Origin of the sequence: Bacillus cereus group sp. BfR-BA-01524 (genome assembly GCF_022662595.1) — a bacterium.
Taxonomy (GTDB): Bacteria; Bacillota; Bacilli; order Bacillales; family Bacillaceae_G; genus Bacillus_A; species Bacillus_A thuringiensis_S.
Genome location: NZ_JAKUDW010000059.1, coordinates 1 through 19,751, shown reverse-complemented (window position 1 = coordinate 19,751; position 19,751 = coordinate 1). Strand labels below are relative to the sequence as shown.

The window sequence follows — 19,751 nt, the reverse complement described above, 5'->3', positions numbered from 1 at the left end:
AATTTACAATGATTAAAGACTTAGAAACGAAATTTGAAAATCAACAAAATTTAAGTAAGGTTTTAGCATCTGGTTCAGATGAAGAGGTGAATGATGCGTTAGTTGCATTCGCTCAAGGTATTCAAGAAAAAATTTTAGCACAAGCATCAGTACAATCTAGCGATCAAGCTATCTTAGCTGCTCGTGGTGGACGTGCTTTAACTAGTCAAGAAACGAAATACTACAATGAAGTAATTGCAGGTAACTCTTTTGCTGGTACTGAAGCATTAGTACCACCAACTGTTATCGAACGAGTATTTGAAGACTTAGTTCAAAATCATGAATTATTATCTGAAATTACATTTGTTAACGTCGGTGCTTTAACTGAATGGATTCTTAAAAAAGGTGATATCCAAACTGCCTTCTGGGGTAAATTGTGCGCGGCTCACAAAGAACTTTTAGATGAAGGTTTCGAAACGATTAAAATTGAGGAATACAAATTATCAGCATTTATGCCTGTATGTAAAGCAATGTTAGACCTTGGCCCGACTTGGTTAGATCGCTACGTTCGAACTGTATTAGTTGAATCTTTAAAAATCGCTTTAGAATTAGCTATCGTTCGTGGTACTGGTAAAGATCAACCTGTAGGCATGATGAAAGATTTATTAACTGTTACAGGGGGCGTACATGCTGATAAAGCCTATACCGGTAAGTTAAAAGACCTTAATCCTTACACTTTAGGTAATATCATGGCTCTACTTACTAAAGATGGTAAACGTAATCCATCTAATGTGTTACTAATCGTTAACCCTGTAGACTACTGGTCTAAAATTTATGGTTATACTACACGACCTAACATGGATGGAACTTACACTTATAACGTTCTTCCGATTCCAGGTAAAATCGTTAAATCAAATGCTGTTCCTAAAGGTAAATTAATCGCTGGTATGGCAAAAGATTACTTCCTTGGATTAGGTGGAGCACAACGTTTAGATGTTTACGATCAAACACGCGCTATCGAAGATGAAGATTTATACATCGCTAAAATGTACGCTAATGGTCGTGCTGAAGAAAATGAATCATTCTTAGTTTATGATATTTCTGAAATGAAAGACCCAGGTACAGCGGTGACTACTCCAGCACCTACTAAATAGGGAGTGATCCTTTATGAGTGACAATCAATCACAGGCGACGTTACAGTCGCCTTTTGATTTGTTAGAAGATGTAAAACATGCACTAGCAATCACTTGGGATGAAGAAGACAAGGACATCATAAAGCTTATAGATCGTTCCGTTTATTTTATCAATGATTTAGTAGGCGCTGAACTTGATCTAGCCGTCAATTTATCCGCAAGAGAGCTAGTTATTAACCGTATTCGTTATGAATATAACAATGCGTTAGACAGTTTTGAAAGTAACTTCAGACAACCACTTTCACGATTGATATTACATGTCGCAATCGATGAAAGGAAGAAGAATAATGGCAATTGAACAACATAGAAAAACATTTAATGATGGATTTATTAGCGTTAAGGAAAGTAAAACGATCCGGAATAGCGCTAAAAAAGTAATCGGACGTGAAAATGTCGAGATTATCAGACTTAGGTTTTCGGAACTTTCGTGCCGTGAAGTTGATATTCAATTCGCTGAAAGTATTGATAAAAAGTTAGATATGAAAATTGAAACGTTATACGCTCCTATGTTCAAGAATAAGGATGTGGACAGCCTAATAATTGAATTACGAGGACATTCTTATAGCATCATTAAAGCGGATCGTTTTAAAAATAGCATGTATTTATACTTGCAAAAGGTAGGTGGTCTAGATGACACTGAATGATTTAATTGAAAAGTTTAATAGTAAACTAGTCCAGCATTTAGAGTCTTTCTTCCACACAGTAGAAGTATACCAGGACTCAGTTCAGGAGGATGAAGCGAATCTATCCACAATCAACCATGTTGTATTTGAAACAGGTGGGTTTGTTAGAGCGGGGGCAAGCGCATTTACACAAGATGTAACAGTTTATTATTTTTCGGAAAATCGTGAGGACTTAGATGTATTGCAAGTTGAGTTTATGAGTTCACTAAGTAAAACTGGCCACACATGTAATAAATCGCTCAAAGAAAAAATGAGGAAGAAAGATACAGAGTTTTTTGTTGATGTATTAACATTCGAGCTTACAAGGAATGTAAAATATGCCTGCTAATTTTAGTGTTGATGCTTCTAAATTTGAATCTTTGCAAAGAAACATTGAGCGATTACCAAACGTTGCGGAAAAGATAATAAATGAAGATTTAAAGTCTAGAATTGCACCAGTAATGAAAAAGTCAGTTCTTGGCTTAATGCCTATATCGAATAGAAAGAAAGCCCACGCTAAACTATATCAATCTATTAATGACGATAACAAAGAGAATTTAACATTAACATTAAAACCAAAATCGAAATATAGATATTTAGTTTTCCCTGATTTGGGATTAGGTACAAGTAAGAAAAAGGCGGCCAAAAAGTTCATGGAGCGTGGTGTGGATAAAAAGGTCGATTACTCTATTGAGGAATTAAATAAATCTTTAATAGAAGAAATAAATAAAACTTTAGGAGGGCAATAATATGCCAGTTACAGTTGATGTATTTGATGCGGTCGAGATTAAAAATGCTAGTGTACTTTTTAAAGGTGAACATGTAACTGACCCATTCGGTTGTGTAGGTAAATTAGATGCAGAAACAGAAATTAAATCAGTTGAAAAGAAATGCGGCGGCTTTACTCAAAAGAAAAAATCAAAACCAACACAAATGAATGTAAAAATTAGCGGTCACATGCAATTAAAGGTTATTCGTAACATTTTTGGTATTACAAACGAAGGGTTGATCGATGGCGTTTACTCATATGGTATCGACAGCTTAGGAAAAGATTTTGCGTTCGTTGCGGAAGAGCTTGACATATTCGAAGAAAACACACGTTTAATCGCATTCCCTAATTGTACAAGTGCAACAGGTTTTGTTAAGAGTGTAGAAAACGGTGCTGAAGAACTAGCCGAAGTAGAATTAGAAGTAACAGCGTTATCTGACGAATTCGGTCGTTTCTATTATGAAGGTATCGAACTACCGGAAACAGTTGCAAAAGAATGGATGACAAAATTTGATTCGGCTAAATTACGAAAAACAGCACAAACAAAATAAATTCTATCAAAGGTGCTCTTTATGAGTGCCTTTTAATTTTGATTATAGGGAGAGAAATTACATGACAAAAGAAATTACGTTATCAAATGGTGAAGTAGTGAAGGCGAATCCTAACTTAACAGCTTTAACATTATTCAAATTAGAAAAAGAAGGCATTATCGATAAAGGATTTTTAAGTACTTTATTAAACGCTGGCGGAATTCAGAACATTGATTTATTAGATACGTTCCGTATTGTTTATGCGGCTTATCGTCAAGCAAATCCTACTGGATATATGGAATTTGAAGCATTCATGGAAGTATATGAAGTTGATATGTCAGAGGCGTTCGATTATTTCGGTGCAGTTATGAAAAAAGAAGCTAAAAACAACATGGCAAAAGGTTTTCAACAAAAAGCCGGAAAAAAGGCTTAAAACTTCCTAAATTCGAAATTGAATTCGTTGTGGACTTATACAGTCTATACGTATTTATTTTTGAAATATCGGAAAGTGACTTTTGGAATTTACCCTTAAGGGATGTTCAAAGAATAGCAGAAAACAAAAGTGCTTACGAAGGGTGGAAAGCCTATATCCAAGAAAAGGAGAGTGGAAAATAAATGGCTACTCCTTCAAAAGAAACCATAATTAAATTTAAGGCTGACACCGCTGATTATAAATCTAAGATAAACGAAATGAATCAGGCGAATAGAGCCTTAACACAAGAGTTAAAGTTAGCTCAAACACAAATGAAGTTAACCGGAACTGATGTTGATAAATATAAGACTTCGTTATCCACACTTGAGAAGCAATATGATATCGCTAAAAACAAAACAAGAGAGACAGCGGAACAACTTCAAAGAACAAAACAAGTGTGGGGAGAAAATGCAACAGAAACAAAGAAGGCTGAAGAAGCGTTACGACGTGCACAAATTGCTGAAACTGAAATTTCTAACAAAATAAAAACTACTACCGAATCATTAAAAGAAGCTAAACAAGCTGAAGCATTACGAAATAGTGAAATAGGTAAGTCAAAGCAAGCGTTAGAAGGTTTGAAAACAGCCCATTCCAGTTTAAAAACTGAAGCTGATAAATTAAAATCGGCGTACGATCTCCAAGCAGCTTCACTAGGAAAGAACGCTTCGGAAACTTCCAAGGCGAAATTACAATATGACTATTTAAAGCAAGCGCAACAAAACGCTGGTGAACAGTCTCGAAATTTAGCGCAACAATTAAATAATGCTAAAACTGCATTCGGCGCTGGATCTGAAGAAGTTAAAAGGTTAGAAACCGAATTAAATAGGGCAAGACAAGCTGAATTTGAACTAGGCAGAGAAACGCAAGCTCTAGAAAGAAGAGTTGGAGACAGCTTTAAAACAGCTAAATCACACGTTCAAGAATTCGGTAACAAAGTAAAAGAAGTCGGTCAAAGTGTTTCTAGTGTAGGAAAAGACATGTCAATGAAAGTGACAACTCCTATAGCTGGCGCCATGGGTTACGCTGCAAAAGAAGCATCGAAATTCCAACATGAAATGGCTGATATTCGAAAAGAGGTAAACGCAACAGGGTTAACTTCTCAACAAGTTAACGACGTTATGAGCAGAATGTGGGATAGTTCCCTTGCTAACTCTCAAAAGTTTGGTGTTAGTACCGAAAAAATAAATGAAGGTTTACTTGTGTTAGTTAAAGACGGTTACACAGCAGAAGAAGCGATGCGAATCATGACTGTTTCTCTCCATACTGCCCGTGGCGCGAATGAAGATTTATCAAAAACTGTGGACGGATTAGGATCTGCTTATGAAGCTACAGGACAAAAAACAAATAACGCTGAGCAGAATATAGCTGGTATCAATAAGATGGCTGACATATTCGCTTATACAGCTAACCATACAAAAGCTAGCGTTCATTCTCTAACAGAAGCAATGTCAATTATCGGGCCAACTGCAAATTCAGCTGGACAAGATTTATCAACAACCGCTTCTGCTGTAGGTTTATTACAATCTAATGGTATTGAAGCGTCTGTAGCGGCAAGGGCTTTGAAATCTGGTTTCGTTAACTTAACTAAGCCAACAAAGGCTATGTCTAAAGCTATGGCGAAAATGGGATTCAGTGCATTTGATGCAAACGGACAAATGAAACAATTACCTCAAGTCATGGACGAACTTGAACACGGTTTACAAGGAATGACACAAGAACAACAAAACGCTACAATCGCTACAATATTCGGTAAAGAACATTTAGCATCGTGGCAAATACTTGTTCATAGTGGCGGCGAAAAACTTAAAAAAATGTCTGATGATGCCCGAAATGCTACCGGAGAGGTTAAACATTTATCTGAACAAATGGAGGACACACCGGAAAATAAATTCAAAGAATTACAACAAACACTTCATACTTTAGCCGTACAATTCGGGACTGAAATATTACCTGCGTTAATGCCTGTTGTTGAAAAATTAAAAGAATTAATGGACTGGATTTCTAAACTTGATCCTAAAACTAAACAAACAATCGTAATTATTGCGGCATTAGCGGCGGCAATTGGCCCGTTATTAATAGTCATAGGAGCTACGATAACAGCCATAGGGACGATAATAACCGCCGTCGGTTCGGTAATTGGTTTTATCGGTACTCTAATAGGTTGGATTTCAGCTATAGCTGAAGCGATAGGGATAGTAGTCACCGTAATAGCTGCATTTGTTGGCGCTCCTGTCGCATTAGTTGTAGCCGCAATAGCTGCAATAATAGCAGCAGTCGTAGTAGTTATAGCTATATTTAACAACTGGGGAGGTATTACAGATTGGCTTAAAGAAAAATGGAGCCAATTTTCAACATGGATGTCAGAATTGTGGACAACAATTAGCGATGCTTGTTCTAAAGGTTGGGATAATGTAGCCCAATCGATTCAAATGGCATGGGATATGATATCGCACTGGTTTAGTCAACAATGGGAAGAGTTTAAAAATAATTGGAATAACTTTTGGGCTGAAGTTGGCAACATAGCAAATGAAATGTGGACAGCAACGATTGAATGGTTTTCAAGTACATGGGATTCGTTCAAACAAATTTGTTCTGACGCATGGGAAGCTGTAAAATCAGGTTTCTCAGCATTCTGGGAAGGTTTGAAAGAGATCGCGCAAATAGCTTGGAATATTCTATTCCAAATCATAACATTCCCTTTACAGTTGTTATTAACTGCTTTCATTTTAGGATGGGAATTAATAAAAGAACCGGTAACACAATTCTGGGAATGGATTAAACCTTACATCGAAGAAGCTTGGAATGCTATTTCCTCTACTTTTATAGAATATAGAGATATGTTAGTTAACACTATCACAGAATTGTGGAATGCAATCACAAGTGCAACCAGTACAGCGTGGAATTGGATTACTAATATAATCCGTGAAGCATGGCAATGGATCACTGATACTGTAAATGAATTTTTGGGCCCTATAAAACTTAAAATACAGGAAGGTTGGAATTACGTATTAAATATAACATCAAAGGCGTGGAACGCGGTTTCGACGTTTATTTCTGATGTTTGGAATGAGATTGTTGGATATATTAGGAACAAGATAAATAAAGCAACAGATACTGTTACAAGCGGTTGGACTTCAACTAAAAATACAACATCCAACAAATGGAATGAAATAACTTCTACTATTTCGAGAGTTTGGAATACGATAACTTCGAATATTAGTAATGCAGTAAATGAAGTGAAAAGCAGAATTGAAGGCGCTTGGAATGTAGTTTATGCCATAACTTCTGGTATTTGGAACAATGTCGTATCTAATGTAACTGGCGCTTGGGATAGGTTGTCTTTTGGCGTGTCTGGAACATTCAATTATATCTCTAACATCGTTCGTAGCAATTGGAGTTATGTTTCAGATATCCTTCAAAGTGTTTACAAACCGATTAATAGTGTAGTTGGTTTCTTTTATGATCTTTGGAATTCTATTATAAGAGTAATGAACGGTATTATCGATACGGTTACAAGAGCGTGGAATAAAGCTGGTGGCATTTTAAACAAATTAAATCCATTTAGCAGTTCTTATTCTATAAGTGTTAACGATAATACAGGAAATCAAGGAATTGCCCCAGCATCATTCGCCGCGCCAAGGGCATTAGCTGTTAATTTAAATCAAGGCGTTCCATTAGCTCCATTCTCTTCTGGAGGTGCACTAGGAGATACGGTACAAAGGATTACTAAAACAATAGGTGGCAATGGTATTCTTTCTAATTTACCTAACATTGTTAACAATTCATTGTCATTGAGTAAAGGTGTTAACGCTAATCAGCAACAACAACCACAAGAAATTAAAAATGAAGTGACTTTTAATACAACTGTTAAAAATGAAAGTGATCTAAATAAAATGTTTGAAAAAGCTGATGATTGGTTTGCAAAGAAAGGACAAATGTTAAATATCGGTATAGGGAGGGCGCGACGTGGTTGATATTCGAATAAATGAAATATTAGGACGTGACTATCTTCTTTGTATGGTAGAGCGCCCTGACATACCAACAGCAAAAGAAAAAATAGAGTTTATTGAAGTTCCTGGTAGAGAAAACGGATCATTAACAAAGAAAAATGGTTATGAAGACGTTACTTTCAAGATTGACTTTAACTTGTTAGAAGATTATAACATCAAACCATTGTTACGACGTATAAAAGCGTGGCTATTGAACGCTAAAACCCTTTCTTTTACAGATGATAACGTTTATAGAAAAATAAAAAGTGTGGAAATAGGTAGTATCGCTAATGAAATAGAAGAATATGGACAATTCGAAGTTACTTTTGTAGCTGATCCATTCGAATACGCTATTCTACAACCTTTGGAAATAACTAAGACAACTACTCTTGTAAACTCGGGCACTAAGTATTCATTACCTAAAATAACGATTTATGGTAGTGGATCAATTACTGTTACGATAAATGATGTTTCATTCTTAATTAAAAATGTAAATAGTTCAGTAGTAATTGATTCCGAGTTAAAAGAAGCATATTCGAACACTTCGCCGATGAATAGTAATATGATCGGTAATTTTCCCACATTCTCTGAAGGTGCAAACACAATAAAATGGACTGGAACTGTTACAAAGTTACAAATTGACCCGAGGTGGCGTTACTTATGATTACATTATATAAACCAACTGAAACGGATTTTACTCACAATGGTATAGGTATTTTAGACGATAATATTTACGATGCAGTTATTGAAGAAGAATTAAATGGTTTATACGTCTTAAGTTTTAAATATCCGTTATTCGCTCCGCATGGATTAGAAATAGGTGGTCAATGTTTAATCAAAGCGCCAACACCTGATGGCAATCAATTGTTTCGTGTAGCACGACCTGCACCTTCTATGGGTGAATTACACGTATTTTGTTATCACGTATTCTATGATCTCGTTGATAACTTGATTGAAGATACATTTATTCAAGAAAAGGGCGGACAAGCAGCATTACAACAAATGAAAGAACGTATGCAATATAACACTAATTTTAATTTCATTAGTGATATCAATACAATTTCTAGTTCTCGTTTGGTTAGAAAAAACCCAGTCGAAGCAATACTTGATAACAGCCAGGACAACTCTTTTCTTAGTCGTTGGGGCGGGGAATTAAAAAGGGATAATTTCACCGTCCACATGCTAAGAGAACGTGGAAAAGATCGCGGTGTTGTTATTCAACACAAAAAAGATTTATTAGGATATGAAGGCGATGTTGATTGGCAAGGTGTTATAACTCGAATGATGCCTAAAGGTTTTGATGGACTACTGTTACCAGAAAAGTACGTGGAAAGCTATAACGCTAGTAAATATATTAAACCTAAAATTAGAGTTGTTGAATTTGAACACATTAAAGCAGCTATTGGTGATTATGCTGACGACGAAGACGCAGTTCCGTTACCACAAGCATATGAAATGTTACGCAATGCCGCAAAAAAAATGTACGATGAACAACATGTTGATTATCCAAAAGCGACATATAAAGTAGAGTTTCAAGAGCTATCTCAAACTGAAGAGTATAAAGATTTGACGGTATTACAACGTGTATATATGGGAGATACAGTAACAGTTATACATGAAGAAGACGGTTTCGAAATTGAAGCTAAAGTTAATCATTACAAATACGACCCGATCAATGAAGAGTATATCGAATTGACATTAGGCAATTTTAAAGAGTCATTCGTTGATATAACAGGCAGAGTTGATAATGTTGAGAATAACTTCAATGATATTAGAGATAGCGTCAATGGTATTAAAAACAACGTTAAAGGAATGGAAAAATCAATATTAGAACAAGCACGCGAAAATGCTACGAATTTAATCAATAGCGGTTTCGGTGGCCATGTTCGTATATATCCAGAAAGAATTTTGATTATGGATACAGCTGATGAAAGAACCGCTAAAAAAGTGTGGCAATGGAATATCAATGGATTTGGTTATTCCTCCACAGGCATTAATGGACCCTATAATACGGCAATCACAATGGATGGAAGGATTGTCGCTGATTTCATTACAACGGGTGTACTAAACGGTAACTTAGTACGTGGTGGAGAGATAGTTGGTTCTACAGTACGGACAGACAACGGTACTAACTATGTACACATCCAAAAACAATTCATACGCTTGATGGAATCGAATTTAACGCGAATGTTTATTGGTTATTACAAAAGAGCTGTTGATAGCCAAATACAACCAACAATACTTATGCATGATGATGTGGATACATCACGTTTCCGCGATGGTACTTTAACAATATCTCAATTCCCAGTGAAAGGAGAAAATTACTATACCGGTAGCTTTGGTATTGTTAAAGGTTATGATGCGGATCAAACTCCACATTATTGCGCTAAATTAAATGTGGATACAAAAGGGGATGTATCTCTTAATGGAGATAACTATATTTATATTACTGGTAATAATGGAGTTACCCTAAGGTCTGATAAACAATTTAGCGCTTATACTAATACAATTCGTTTAGATTCTGTTAGCCACGTAGATATTCTTACTGGTGGGGCGTTGTTTATGAAAAGTAATCAGAATACAGAGGTCAATTCTGGTGGGCATACAATTATCACTTCTGGAAAAGGTATAAGTCAGTATGCAAAGAATGGATCATATTGGGTTGAAGTAGCCAACGGTGCTACCTTCACAGTATCTAATCCATCGAACGCATTTTGGATAGACTCTGCTGGTGGAATAACATTAAAAGGTGGATCTAAATCCGTATGGATGGACAGTCAGTCTTCCATTGTATTCAACTTAAAAGGTAAAAATATGCTTGATATAGTTGCAACGCCCAACGCTGAAACAGACCTTCGATTCCAAACAGTAATGCTACGAAATGGCAACGTTGAGGGATATAAAACACTTCAGGTTAAAAATGGGTCGGGAAGTGCATATAACGCTGTTACGGCATCAGCTTTCCAAACAGCATCGAAACGTGAATACAAAACAAATATTCGTAACGTGCAGTTTAGTGCAATAGAAAAAATTATGGCACTTCAAATCCAACAATATAACTTGAAAACAGATATAGAAGACTTATATGAGAAGCGAATGAATCGTGTTGAAGGGGACCAAATTCTTACAACAAACGATATAGAAACTCACTATGGGTGGATTGCAGATGATGAAAATACTCCTGATTGTTTTGTTACAAAGACAAGAAATGCAGCTGAAATATATTCTTCAGTAGCAATTCAAATAAAGGCATTTCAAGAAGAAAAACAAGCTAAAGATGCTGAAATTCAAGAGTTAAAAGAAGAAAATAAACAAATGAACCGTAGAATTGAAGTTTTAGAACAACTGTTACTTCAAAATTTAATTGATAAAAAACCAGAGCAGCCATAAGCTGTTCTTTTTTTATTGCCTAAAAGGGGTGGTCAAAGTGGAAGGATTACAAGAAGTAAGAAGTGATGTTCAAGAAATAAAGCAAGATATTAAGGACATTCGCTTAGAGATTAAAAGTTTAGAAATGCGGACAACAGGTAATGAGAAAGACATTATCAATATCAATAAGCAATTAGATAAGATTAGCGCTAATACTACCTGGATCTTGCGACTTATTGTAGGTGGAATTATAGGCGCAACACTCACTTTCTTAATGAAAGGAGGTGGTATGTAATGTTTGAAATTACTGTAATGATTGGAATTGTAGTTGGTCTTTCACAGATTGGAAAAACAATTGGATTACAAACAAAATATGTTCCGTTACTAAATTTAACGCTTGGCATTATGCTAGGTGTTTTATTTATGGGCGGAGATATCAAAACAAATGTATTTCAAGGAATCATCATTGGACTGTCAGCGAGTGGATTATTTGACCACACAAAAATTATGAAAAAGGATGTTGATGCTAAATGAAAAAGACAATGAAACATATTACCTCGTTCCTTATGATTCTAGTACTTGGTGGTTCTTTTGCTACAAGTACTTTTGCTCATAGAACGCTTATTATTCCTGATTTACCAAAACAACCATACCGTTATGGTGTAGGTGCTTATGAGGGAGTTGTAGCACATTCTACAGCAACTCCAGAAGCTCCAGCTATTAACATTCAAAAATATGAGTCTCGAACATGGAGAAATGCATTTGTTCACTATGCAGTCGATTGGGACGAAACAATCCAAATTGCTGATACAAAATACATTGCTTATGGTGGCGGTCCTGCTGCTAATAAACGATTTGTACATGTAGAGTTATGCGAAACAGCGGACTATACAAAATTCAAACGCAGCTATGACAAATACGTTAAGTTGCTAGCCAAAGTTTTACGTGACCGTGGGTTATCTCTAGAAAAAGGATTGTGGACACATAGCGATGTAACTCATTACCTTGGTGGTACGGATCATGAAGATCCAATTGATTACTTGAAGTCTCATGGCGTTTCAGAAGCTCAATTTAGAGCAGATGTACAACGAGCATACAATAATTCTAGTGTAGATGTTTCTGTTCCTGAGAAGCCATCTAAACCATCGGAAGTACCAACAGCAGTAATAGACGGTATCGCCTACATTGAAGGTTACAATGTTAACTTACGTAAAGGACCAGGTACAAGCTATTCTAAAATTCGTCAACTAAACAAACCAGAATCTTATATTGTGTGGGCGGAAAAGGATGGTTGGTTAAATCTTGGTGGAGATCAGTGGATTAAGAACGATCCATCTTATGTGAAGTTTAATAAGAAAAGCACAGTAGATTCTTCTATTGTTGGAAAGCGTGTTGTTTCAAAAGTTAACAATCTACGTTTCTATGATGGTCCATCTTGGCAGGATAAAGATGTGGCTGGTTCTGTAGATGCAGGATTAGGATTTACAATTGATGCGAAAGTAAATGTAAATGGTTCACCGCAATATAAAGTACACAATAGCAAAGGCAAAACATACTATGTAACAGCAAATGAAGCTTATGTGTATGTGAAGTAGAAAGAGGGCCCGCTCATCTATGAGTAGGCCCTCTTTTTTTTATAGTAATCTAACTAATTTATCGAATTTAAATCTGGTATCTAAACTAAATGTATTCCTTAAATACAAAGTATACCATAGCAAGGTAAAACAAGCATAGATGTATCTCTGGAATTATTGATATAATAATATAAAATATATATTTAGCTACAAATCAAGGAGTGTGTTCAATGCAAACATCTTCAAGTGAATCTATGCAGTATATAGTTGATAGTATATTGGATTACATAGATAGGGATAAAACAAATCATGCCATTTTATTAAACGGAAAATGGGGAAGTGGGAAAACATATTTCTGGGAAAATGTTTTAAAAGAGAAAATTGAGGCGAAAGAAAAGAAAAAGAAAGGTATATGGAGATTTAAAAAGGAAGTTGACGTAAAAAAAAGGAATGCTATTTATGTATCGTTATACGGTGTTAATAGCATAGAGGAAATCAACAAAAAGATTTTCTTAGGTAAATGGGAAAAACTTCAGAAAATTACTGAAAGTAAAATAGGAGGGGGGGCATCAGAGATAGCGAAAGCTATGTTGGGAAGTGTGAAAAACATGGAACTTCCATATATAAAAGGAATAGAAGTTCCTAGCATAGATTTTGGACAGTTTCTTAATTTTACTAATACGGTCTTGTGTTTTGATGATTTAGAAAGAGCGAGTATAGACATTAATGAGATATTAGGGTATATAAATAATTTTGTGGAACATGATGGTGTAAAGGTTATTTTGATTGCTAATGAAAATGAAATAGAAGCAAAATTAAATGATAAAAATCTTGAACTTAAGATACTAACAACGTGTTTTTATACAGATATGGAAGACGCATTGAATTCAAATACTAATTCGAATTCAAATTTTAAAAAAGAAGAGATAACTAAAAAGGAATTAATTACACGTAATTTAAAAGACTTATTTCAAAATAAGAACGAATATAAAAGGATAAAAGAAAAGCTTATAGGTAAAACATTAACGCTTCAACTAGATGAAAAAGTTCTTATAGAAGACATAGTAGTTCAAACATCAAATGAAAAACAGGACCTTCAAAAGTTTTTTGAGGATAATTTAGTTACAATTGAAGACACATACAGGGAAAGTGATAGTAAGAATATTAGGATTTTAAAACAAGCGCTTGAAGATTTTGATTTAATTTATCAAAATTGTAAAGAATGTGGTTATAAATCAGATGCAATGCTTCGATCAATATTAAAATTTGTATTAGCAGCGTCATATGAAATTAAAACTAATATACAAAATAATGAAGAACTAGAGATAATTAACTCGCACAAAGATTTTATTGACGCGACAGGTCTATCAGGAATGTTAGGCGGGAAAGCGATGGAGTTCCCCAATAAATTTAAAAACAAGTATTACAATGGTCAAAATCTATTCTATCAAAGAGCATTTTTTAAATTTGCTGAAGTACTAATAAGAAAAGGTATATTTAACAAAGAGTTATTTAAAGGAGAGATGGATGGTTTTAAATTAGAACTAAAAGAAATAAATATTAAAGATCCACACATAGAGTTTATTAACGGGAATTATTGGAATGTGACTGATGATGAATTTGAGGTGTTGGAACGAAATACATACAATAAATTAAAGAAGGGAGAAATACATTTTACTTGGTATTTCAGAGCATATCAAACGTATGAATTCTTTAGGAGAAAGGGGATAATTTCCATAGGCGAACTGGATTTAAAACAGGAACTTATGGAAGGGCTGAAAAAGGCTGGAGAAAGAGGGCCATACATCGAATATACATTTACCATGTTTTTAATGGTAGAACTTAGTAATGAAGAAAATCTTGCCGAAGAAGATCTTTACGAGTTTAAAGAAATGATAAAAGAAATAAATGATGGTTTGGAAGTGAAAAAAGAAAAAGAAGATGCACAATTTTTATTTGAATTAATGCGAACAGATTTCAATAGTTTTTCCAGAAAGATGAATGAAAACCAGTTACATATAAATATACCATTTTTCGCTCATTGTGAACCGGAAGAATTTTGTGCCACTATAATTAATTTGTCAGCAGATAATATTAAAAATATTAGAGGTTTTATAAGAAATAGAATAGAGTATGTTGATGAAAATCATTATAGCTACTTGCAAACGGAATTACCTAATTTAAAGAAAATAAAGTGTAAATTGAATACTGAAATTAAATCGCGAAAGATGACGCCTAGATTAGTACATTTAATGTGGTTGGTAGAAGATATTGACAAATTTGAAGATAGAGTGAAGACTTTAAATAATACAGTTCAGCAACCTGTATAAAGGCTAAAATAAAAGCAGTCCGAATTTTATGGGAGTCTGTTTGTTAAATAGGATCTAACGTCTTTTGTTTTGTATATCACCTAATTTGCATGTAATTATTGAATCTAGTAAACTAAAAAGTAATTTGTTAGAAAAGGAGTGATAATATGGCAAGGAGTCAGTTGCTAAAAGATGTGGTAAGTGGACAAGCAAGTATTGAAAATATTTTGTTAAGGTTGAAGGTTATATTATCAGATCTAGATAATGATTTAATTATGAATTGGATTCAAGGAGAGTTGAACGGTTATGAATCAAGTGAGGAGTTACCTGCTTATAGGGTATTAAAAGGATCTCCTGTGGGTACATTTATAGTTAACGGTCGTGCAAAATATTCAGAGGCTCAAGTTCCCTTAGAAGCTGTAATGGATGAAAAAATGATAGAAAACATGACTACTGTTAACGTGTCAGATAGTATTAAGACTCTTGAAGAAATACTAAATGGTAAGAATAAAGAAGGGTATGGCGTAGTTGTACCGACCACTATATGTCACAGTATTTCAAATTATGAACTTCAAATAATTGGGATAACAATAAAATGTGCTTCTAATCTACTTAGCGGAATAGTATCTAAAGTCAAATCTAAGCTAGTTGATATTATTATGGAGTTAGAGAAACAATATGACAATTTGGATGAAATGGATATAAGGTCTCAAGTGGAAGAAGATGCTTCTAAAAAAGAACAGGTTATTCTTAACATTGAACAGATAATTTTTGACGAGTCTATAAAATTGGGTGATAAGAATAAAATAAGTAGGTCCGTAATAGGTCATTGGTTTGGGAGGAGAAAATGAGTATAAAAATTGGAAATAAGACTAAAATTAAAAATTCTAATATTGGACATCAATATAACGCTTCGGCTCCAAATGCAAATAAAAATTTCGTTGAAAGACATCCTATTCTTATTTCGTTTTTAGTTTCATTGGTAGTAGGATTTATTTTACTTTTTTCTTTTTGGAAAGACATCATAGACTGGATAGAAAAAATGTTTTAATACTATTAAATAAAAAAGAACCGGTGAATAAATACGGTTCTTTTTTATTTATATCTCCACTATAACTGAATCAACAAAAGCGTTAAATGAAATTTTTCTTAAGTATGATGTGAGTGCAGAAGAAAAAATTGAAATGATGGCACAATGGTTAGAGAAAAAGTTTATGACGATCACGAAGAAGCTTTAGAGAAATATGGAGAAAATGACTTTATACGTTTATATAATTTTCATGATGATATAAATAAATTGGAGTGGAAATTCAAATGTCCTTATTAAAAATAAAAAGTGCTAACAAGTTTGCAAACGAACTTGCTAACACCAATACAGAATAGATATAAATTATCGCCGATATGTCGTCTTTGAAACTAGTTTTAATTAGTTACATCATACGTATACAAAATGCTCATAAAGACAGTCTTAATATCAAGAATATAATCATCCAGATATTCCTTTACTTTTGAGGCGAAAACGAGGCATGATATTGATTTCTACCCCAGAGTTTGCATCAAATAATAAAAAAATACGGTTTGTAAAACTAAAAATACAACAGGCTACAACCGGCATGAAATGGATTAAGATATTTAGAAATTTAAAAGATAATTTTCATATAGGTGGAGAGGTGGATTTAGACCATATTCTCCAATATCCGAAAGATTATATTGTAGGGGCAAATAAAAGAGTGTTATTTCCATACAATGAGAGAATATATAAAGTTCCAGGCACTAAAATAGAACCGGGTATAAAAGTAAAGGAAAGAGAGTATTTGTTTAAAGAATTCCAGCGCAAATTCTCTTATTTCACAATACTTCCAGAATGTAAAAAGGTAGCAACAAATAATGAAAATGAATTATTTCCTTTATTTGCACCAAAAGGATTAGAGACATTAACATTAGAAGTTTGGTCTGAAAATATAGCACTTGACATAGAACAAGCATTACTTGATAGCGAAGTTGTTTTGGCTAAAATTGGTGAAAATTCTTATGTATTGAATACAGATTTTCCAGTGTTATTAAAGATTGTGAGATACAATATTGAAAAGGTGTTACAAAATCCATATAAAATGCAATATTGCCAAAAATACAAAACAAATCTTGTAGATGATGTTACGAAAGCTGTCTATGCTACCGCGGGTGAGCGTAGTGATGCGACATTAGCATTAATCGCAATGAAAAATTGTGATGGACGCGAAAAAATTGATCCAAAACAAATCATTAGAGAGGGATTTGCACGAACAAACCGTATTTCAACATTTATTAATTTATTTATAGGCCAAAGTGTATCACGTAACACAATTGTAAATAGTGTTTTTAGTTTATTAGAACAAAAAGGATTTTTGAAGCGTGGTTGGAATAAGATAAATTTACCTTGTACATATGTTAATTTATCAATTGAACGAATATCGAAATTTGATTTCTTACCCATTTTTTCAAAAATAAAAGGAAAAGAAATTTTATATAAATTATATGGGAATACAGAGTGGCAAACGATTGATTACGTATTATTAAATATAAATAAACATAATGCATTTTTACCACAACCATCAAAGAGAAATGATATGGGGGCTCTTTTTAAACAATATGTTTTCGAAACATTAATGGAAATCGTACAATATGCAAAAGAACAAAATGAACAAGTTTACTTCATTGTAGATGCGAATTTGAGAAAATATTGGATAAAAGAGTTACAAAATAAAGAAATTAATACAGATATTTTACCTGATATTGTTCCTGAGGTGTTAAAGGTTCCAGACTTAAATCTTATTAGAATAAATACAGGTTTTGATGTACCAAGCTACGGGGCAATAGAACGTGATGATGCTCTAGATAGCATTGGCTTATATGCAGATCAAAAAGGGATGTATTATAGCACTGGTGAATATTCACTTAATTGTAGTGAAATTTTTCAGCGATATATACTTGAAATTCTACCATTAGGTGTAAAACCTGTAGAAAGGGATTATATCGCTAAAATGATACATTACATGTGCTGTAATTCTAGTATGCTTTCGAAAAAGAATATACATATGATATATTCCGTACATATGGAAAAGATAATAAAGAGCTATATTACTGACATAGATGCAAGAGAGTTTAAAGAGTTTGATGATGAATTGGATGTAGATGTAGTAAAAGTAGAAAAAAAAGATACAATTATTCTACTTTAAATACTAGTAAACAAATCCTGCTCGTTATATCGATCAGGATTTGTCATTTTTTTATGTAAATAAGGATATCTTTTGTCAAGTATCTTTTCGTTTACATATTTACTTTATGTGCAGACAGGATTAATATGTTTTTTAGAAATACAAAAACTATATCATATGGAAAAACAATTTTTATTAATTGAAAAAATTTGAAAGGAATGGGGAATTGTGAAGAAATTAGATGTGCTCTTAATGCTACTGAGCGGCCTCTTTCCAATTGCAGGACTTACAAAGCAAATCCCTCTAGAACAATCTCTATTTATTGGAGGGCTTTTATTTTTTACTAGTTTCGGTAGTTATTTTGCTAAAAAGATGTATTCACGTATATGCAGCTGGATAGCGTATGCGCCATTTATAACATTACTGTTAGTTATTTGGCATCAGGATATTTCAACAAGCTCAATCATAGCAAATGCGAAAATTGCTGCATGTGTCGCGTTAATTCCATGTTTATTCCGTTTTCGTACATATGGACTTACTTTGGGCTTATTCTCATTATGGGCCGCTTTACTATGGGATATAAAAGAGGTACAGTCGTTAGTCATACTTGAACGCATGACGAGTTTAATGACAAGCCATTATGTATATATATTACTATTAATTGGAGGGCTTGTATTAGGAGGATTACTTGCGATGTTCATTCACCGCAAAGAGAAAGATAATAATAAAGAAAATATAAATCTACTTGGACCAAAAAAGAAACGCAAAAGATTATCAATTAAGATTCGTCTTCCAAGATTGCCGAAATTAAAGATGAAACTATTTAAGTTTGGTGGGAAAGAATCTAAAAGTAAAATGCCAGAAAAGATCCATGAGTATAAGTACGAAGAACCAGTTGCAACATATGAAATGACTGAGCAAATAGATTCATACAAAGAAAATGCAGTTCAAGGTCAAACAAGGATGGAACGCCGAAGAAATAGGTATAATGCATAATGAAGTTTAATAACCCCGTAATGACTTATCTTAATATTGATAAATCATTACGGTTTTTTATGTAATTAAATAAAGATTGCTAATGAGGGAGGAATAGCATATTTTATAGGTGGGAACTTAAATAAAATAAGGAGAGGATAAAATGCTTATCATTACATATATATCTGCTTGTATATTATTCTTAGTTAGCTTGTTACATGTATATTGGGCTTTCGGAGGTAATTGGGGGACAAATAGTGTTATTCCAACTAAATCAGGGGAAAAGGCGTTTACACCTCGTGCCGGAATGACATTGTTCATTGCATTATTATTAAGTATGGCAGCAATAATTTTGTTGCAACAAGCAAAAATTGTTCATTTTGCAGTTCCTAATGTTATTATTCAAGTCGGTTCCTGGATTTGTATGATCGTCTTTTCTATTAGAGTAATTGGTGAGTTCAATTATTTTGGTATCTTTAAACGACAAAAAGATACGCACTTTGCTAGAATGGATACCGGTTTATATATTCCACTTTGTGTATTGTTATCTTTATCTTTCTTATTAGCAATAATTTTGTGAGTAAATAATAGTAGTTTCTTTTCTCAAAATATATGTAAACGTGAGAAATCTAAGAGTAAATAAAAAGGATGTAAGCGCCTTCTTGTCGAAATGTAAATTATTATGAAAGGCGGTGACACTATGAAGTATGTAAAAGTTAGTATGAATGGTGGAAGT

The 19,751-nt window shown here is 33.8% G+C and carries 19 protein-coding genes; all 19 read left to right on the top strand.

Annotated features, from left to right (window positions below; genetic code table 11):
* Nucleotides 1-8 precede the first annotated feature (8 nt).
* Nucleotides 9-1,133 carry a phage major capsid protein gene (locus MR170_RS20075; protein WP_242309021.1) on the top strand — a complete coding sequence of 375 codons (1,125 nt, stop codon included), beginning with the start codon at nt 9-11 and terminating at the stop codon, nt 1,131-1,133.
* A gap of 13 nt (nt 1,134-1,146) precedes the next feature.
* On the top strand, nt 1,147-1,470 hold the full coding sequence (locus MR170_RS20070) for a hypothetical protein (RefSeq protein ID WP_001282872.1): 324 nt from the start codon (nt 1,147-1,149) through the stop codon (nt 1,468-1,470).
* The gene (locus MR170_RS20065; protein ID WP_000963758.1) at nt 1,460-1,816 is read left to right on the top strand and encodes a hypothetical protein; all 357 of its coding nucleotides are present in this window, start codon (nt 1,460-1,462) and stop codon (nt 1,814-1,816) included. Before MR170_RS20070 ends, MR170_RS20065 begins: the two co-directional genes overlap by 11 nt.
* Nucleotides 1,803-2,183, top strand: coding sequence for a hypothetical protein (locus MR170_RS20060; RefSeq protein ID WP_016512759.1), 381 nt, complete (start codon nt 1,803-1,805; stop codon nt 2,181-2,183). The genes MR170_RS20065 and MR170_RS20060 overlap by 14 nt, the downstream gene beginning before the upstream one ends.
* Nucleotides 2,173-2,583 carry a hypothetical protein gene (locus MR170_RS20055; protein WP_001111193.1) on the top strand — a complete coding sequence of 137 codons (411 nt, stop codon included), beginning with the start codon at nt 2,173-2,175 and terminating at the stop codon, nt 2,581-2,583. Before MR170_RS20060 ends, MR170_RS20055 begins: the two co-directional genes overlap by 11 nt.
* Nucleotide 2,584: 1 nt before the next feature.
* Entirely contained in the window at nt 2,585-3,154 is a 570-nt protein-coding gene (locus tag MR170_RS20050) for a hypothetical protein (protein ID WP_001145608.1), read from the top strand.
* Between the two features lie 61 nt (nt 3,155-3,215).
* Nucleotides 3,216-3,566, top strand: a complete 351-nt coding sequence (locus MR170_RS20045; RefSeq protein ID WP_000159510.1) for a hypothetical protein — start codon at nt 3,216-3,218, stop codon at nt 3,564-3,566.
* Between the two features lie 182 nt (nt 3,567-3,748).
* The gene (locus tag MR170_RS20040; protein WP_242309020.1) at nt 3,749-7,579 is read left to right on the top strand and encodes a phage tail tape measure protein; all 3,831 of its coding nucleotides are present in this window, start codon (nt 3,749-3,751) and stop codon (nt 7,577-7,579) included.
* Nucleotides 7,572-8,258, top strand: coding sequence for a phage tail protein (locus tag MR170_RS20035; RefSeq protein WP_242309019.1), 687 nt, complete (start codon nt 7,572-7,574; stop codon nt 8,256-8,258). The genes MR170_RS20040 and MR170_RS20035 overlap by 8 nt, the downstream gene beginning before the upstream one ends.
* Nucleotides 8,255-10,984, top strand: a complete 2,730-nt coding sequence (locus MR170_RS20030; protein WP_242309018.1) for a phage tail spike protein — start codon at nt 8,255-8,257, stop codon at nt 10,982-10,984. Before MR170_RS20035 ends, MR170_RS20030 begins: the two co-directional genes overlap by 4 nt.
* Nucleotides 10,985-11,021: 37 nt before the next feature.
* Nucleotides 11,022-11,258, top strand: a complete 237-nt coding sequence (locus tag MR170_RS20025; RefSeq protein ID WP_065228905.1) for a hemolysin XhlA family protein — start codon at nt 11,022-11,024, stop codon at nt 11,256-11,258.
* Nucleotides 11,258-11,497, top strand: a complete 240-nt coding sequence (locus MR170_RS20020; RefSeq protein ID WP_000461723.1) for a hypothetical protein — start codon at nt 11,258-11,260, stop codon at nt 11,495-11,497. Before MR170_RS20025 ends, MR170_RS20020 begins: the two co-directional genes overlap by 1 nt.
* On the top strand, nt 11,494-12,558 hold the full coding sequence (locus MR170_RS20015; RefSeq protein WP_242309017.1) for an N-acetylmuramoyl-L-alanine amidase: 1,065 nt from the start codon (nt 11,494-11,496) through the stop codon (nt 12,556-12,558). The genes MR170_RS20020 and MR170_RS20015 overlap by 4 nt, the downstream gene beginning before the upstream one ends.
* Nucleotides 12,559-12,767: 209 nt before the next feature.
* Entirely contained in the window at nt 12,768-14,867 is a 2,100-nt protein-coding gene (locus MR170_RS20010; protein ID WP_242309016.1) for a P-loop NTPase fold protein, read from the top strand.
* A gap of 146 nt (nt 14,868-15,013) precedes the next feature.
* Complete coding sequence (locus tag MR170_RS20005; protein ID WP_242309015.1) at nt 15,014-15,697, top strand: AbiTii domain-containing protein; 684 nt, start codon at nt 15,014-15,016, stop codon at nt 15,695-15,697.
* Nucleotides 15,694-15,897, top strand: a complete 204-nt coding sequence (locus MR170_RS20000; protein ID WP_242309014.1) for a hypothetical protein — start codon at nt 15,694-15,696, stop codon at nt 15,895-15,897. The genes MR170_RS20005 and MR170_RS20000 overlap by 4 nt, the downstream gene beginning before the upstream one ends.
* 481 nt (nt 15,898-16,378) lie before the next feature.
* The gene (locus MR170_RS19995) at nt 16,379-18,061 is read left to right on the top strand and encodes an RNaseH domain-containing protein (protein WP_242309036.1); all 1,683 of its coding nucleotides are present in this window, start codon (nt 16,379-16,381) and stop codon (nt 18,059-18,061) included.
* 207 nt (nt 18,062-18,268) lie between these two features.
* On the top strand, nt 18,269-19,036 hold the full coding sequence (locus MR170_RS19990; protein WP_016081451.1) for a DUF3959 family protein: 768 nt from the start codon (nt 18,269-18,271) through the stop codon (nt 19,034-19,036).
* A 142-nt stretch (nt 19,037-19,178) separates the two neighbouring features.
* The gene (locus MR170_RS19985; RefSeq protein WP_088114822.1) at nt 19,179-19,595 is read left to right on the top strand and encodes a DUF3995 domain-containing protein; all 417 of its coding nucleotides are present in this window, start codon (nt 19,179-19,181) and stop codon (nt 19,593-19,595) included.
* Nucleotides 19,596-19,751: the final 156 nt, after the last annotated feature.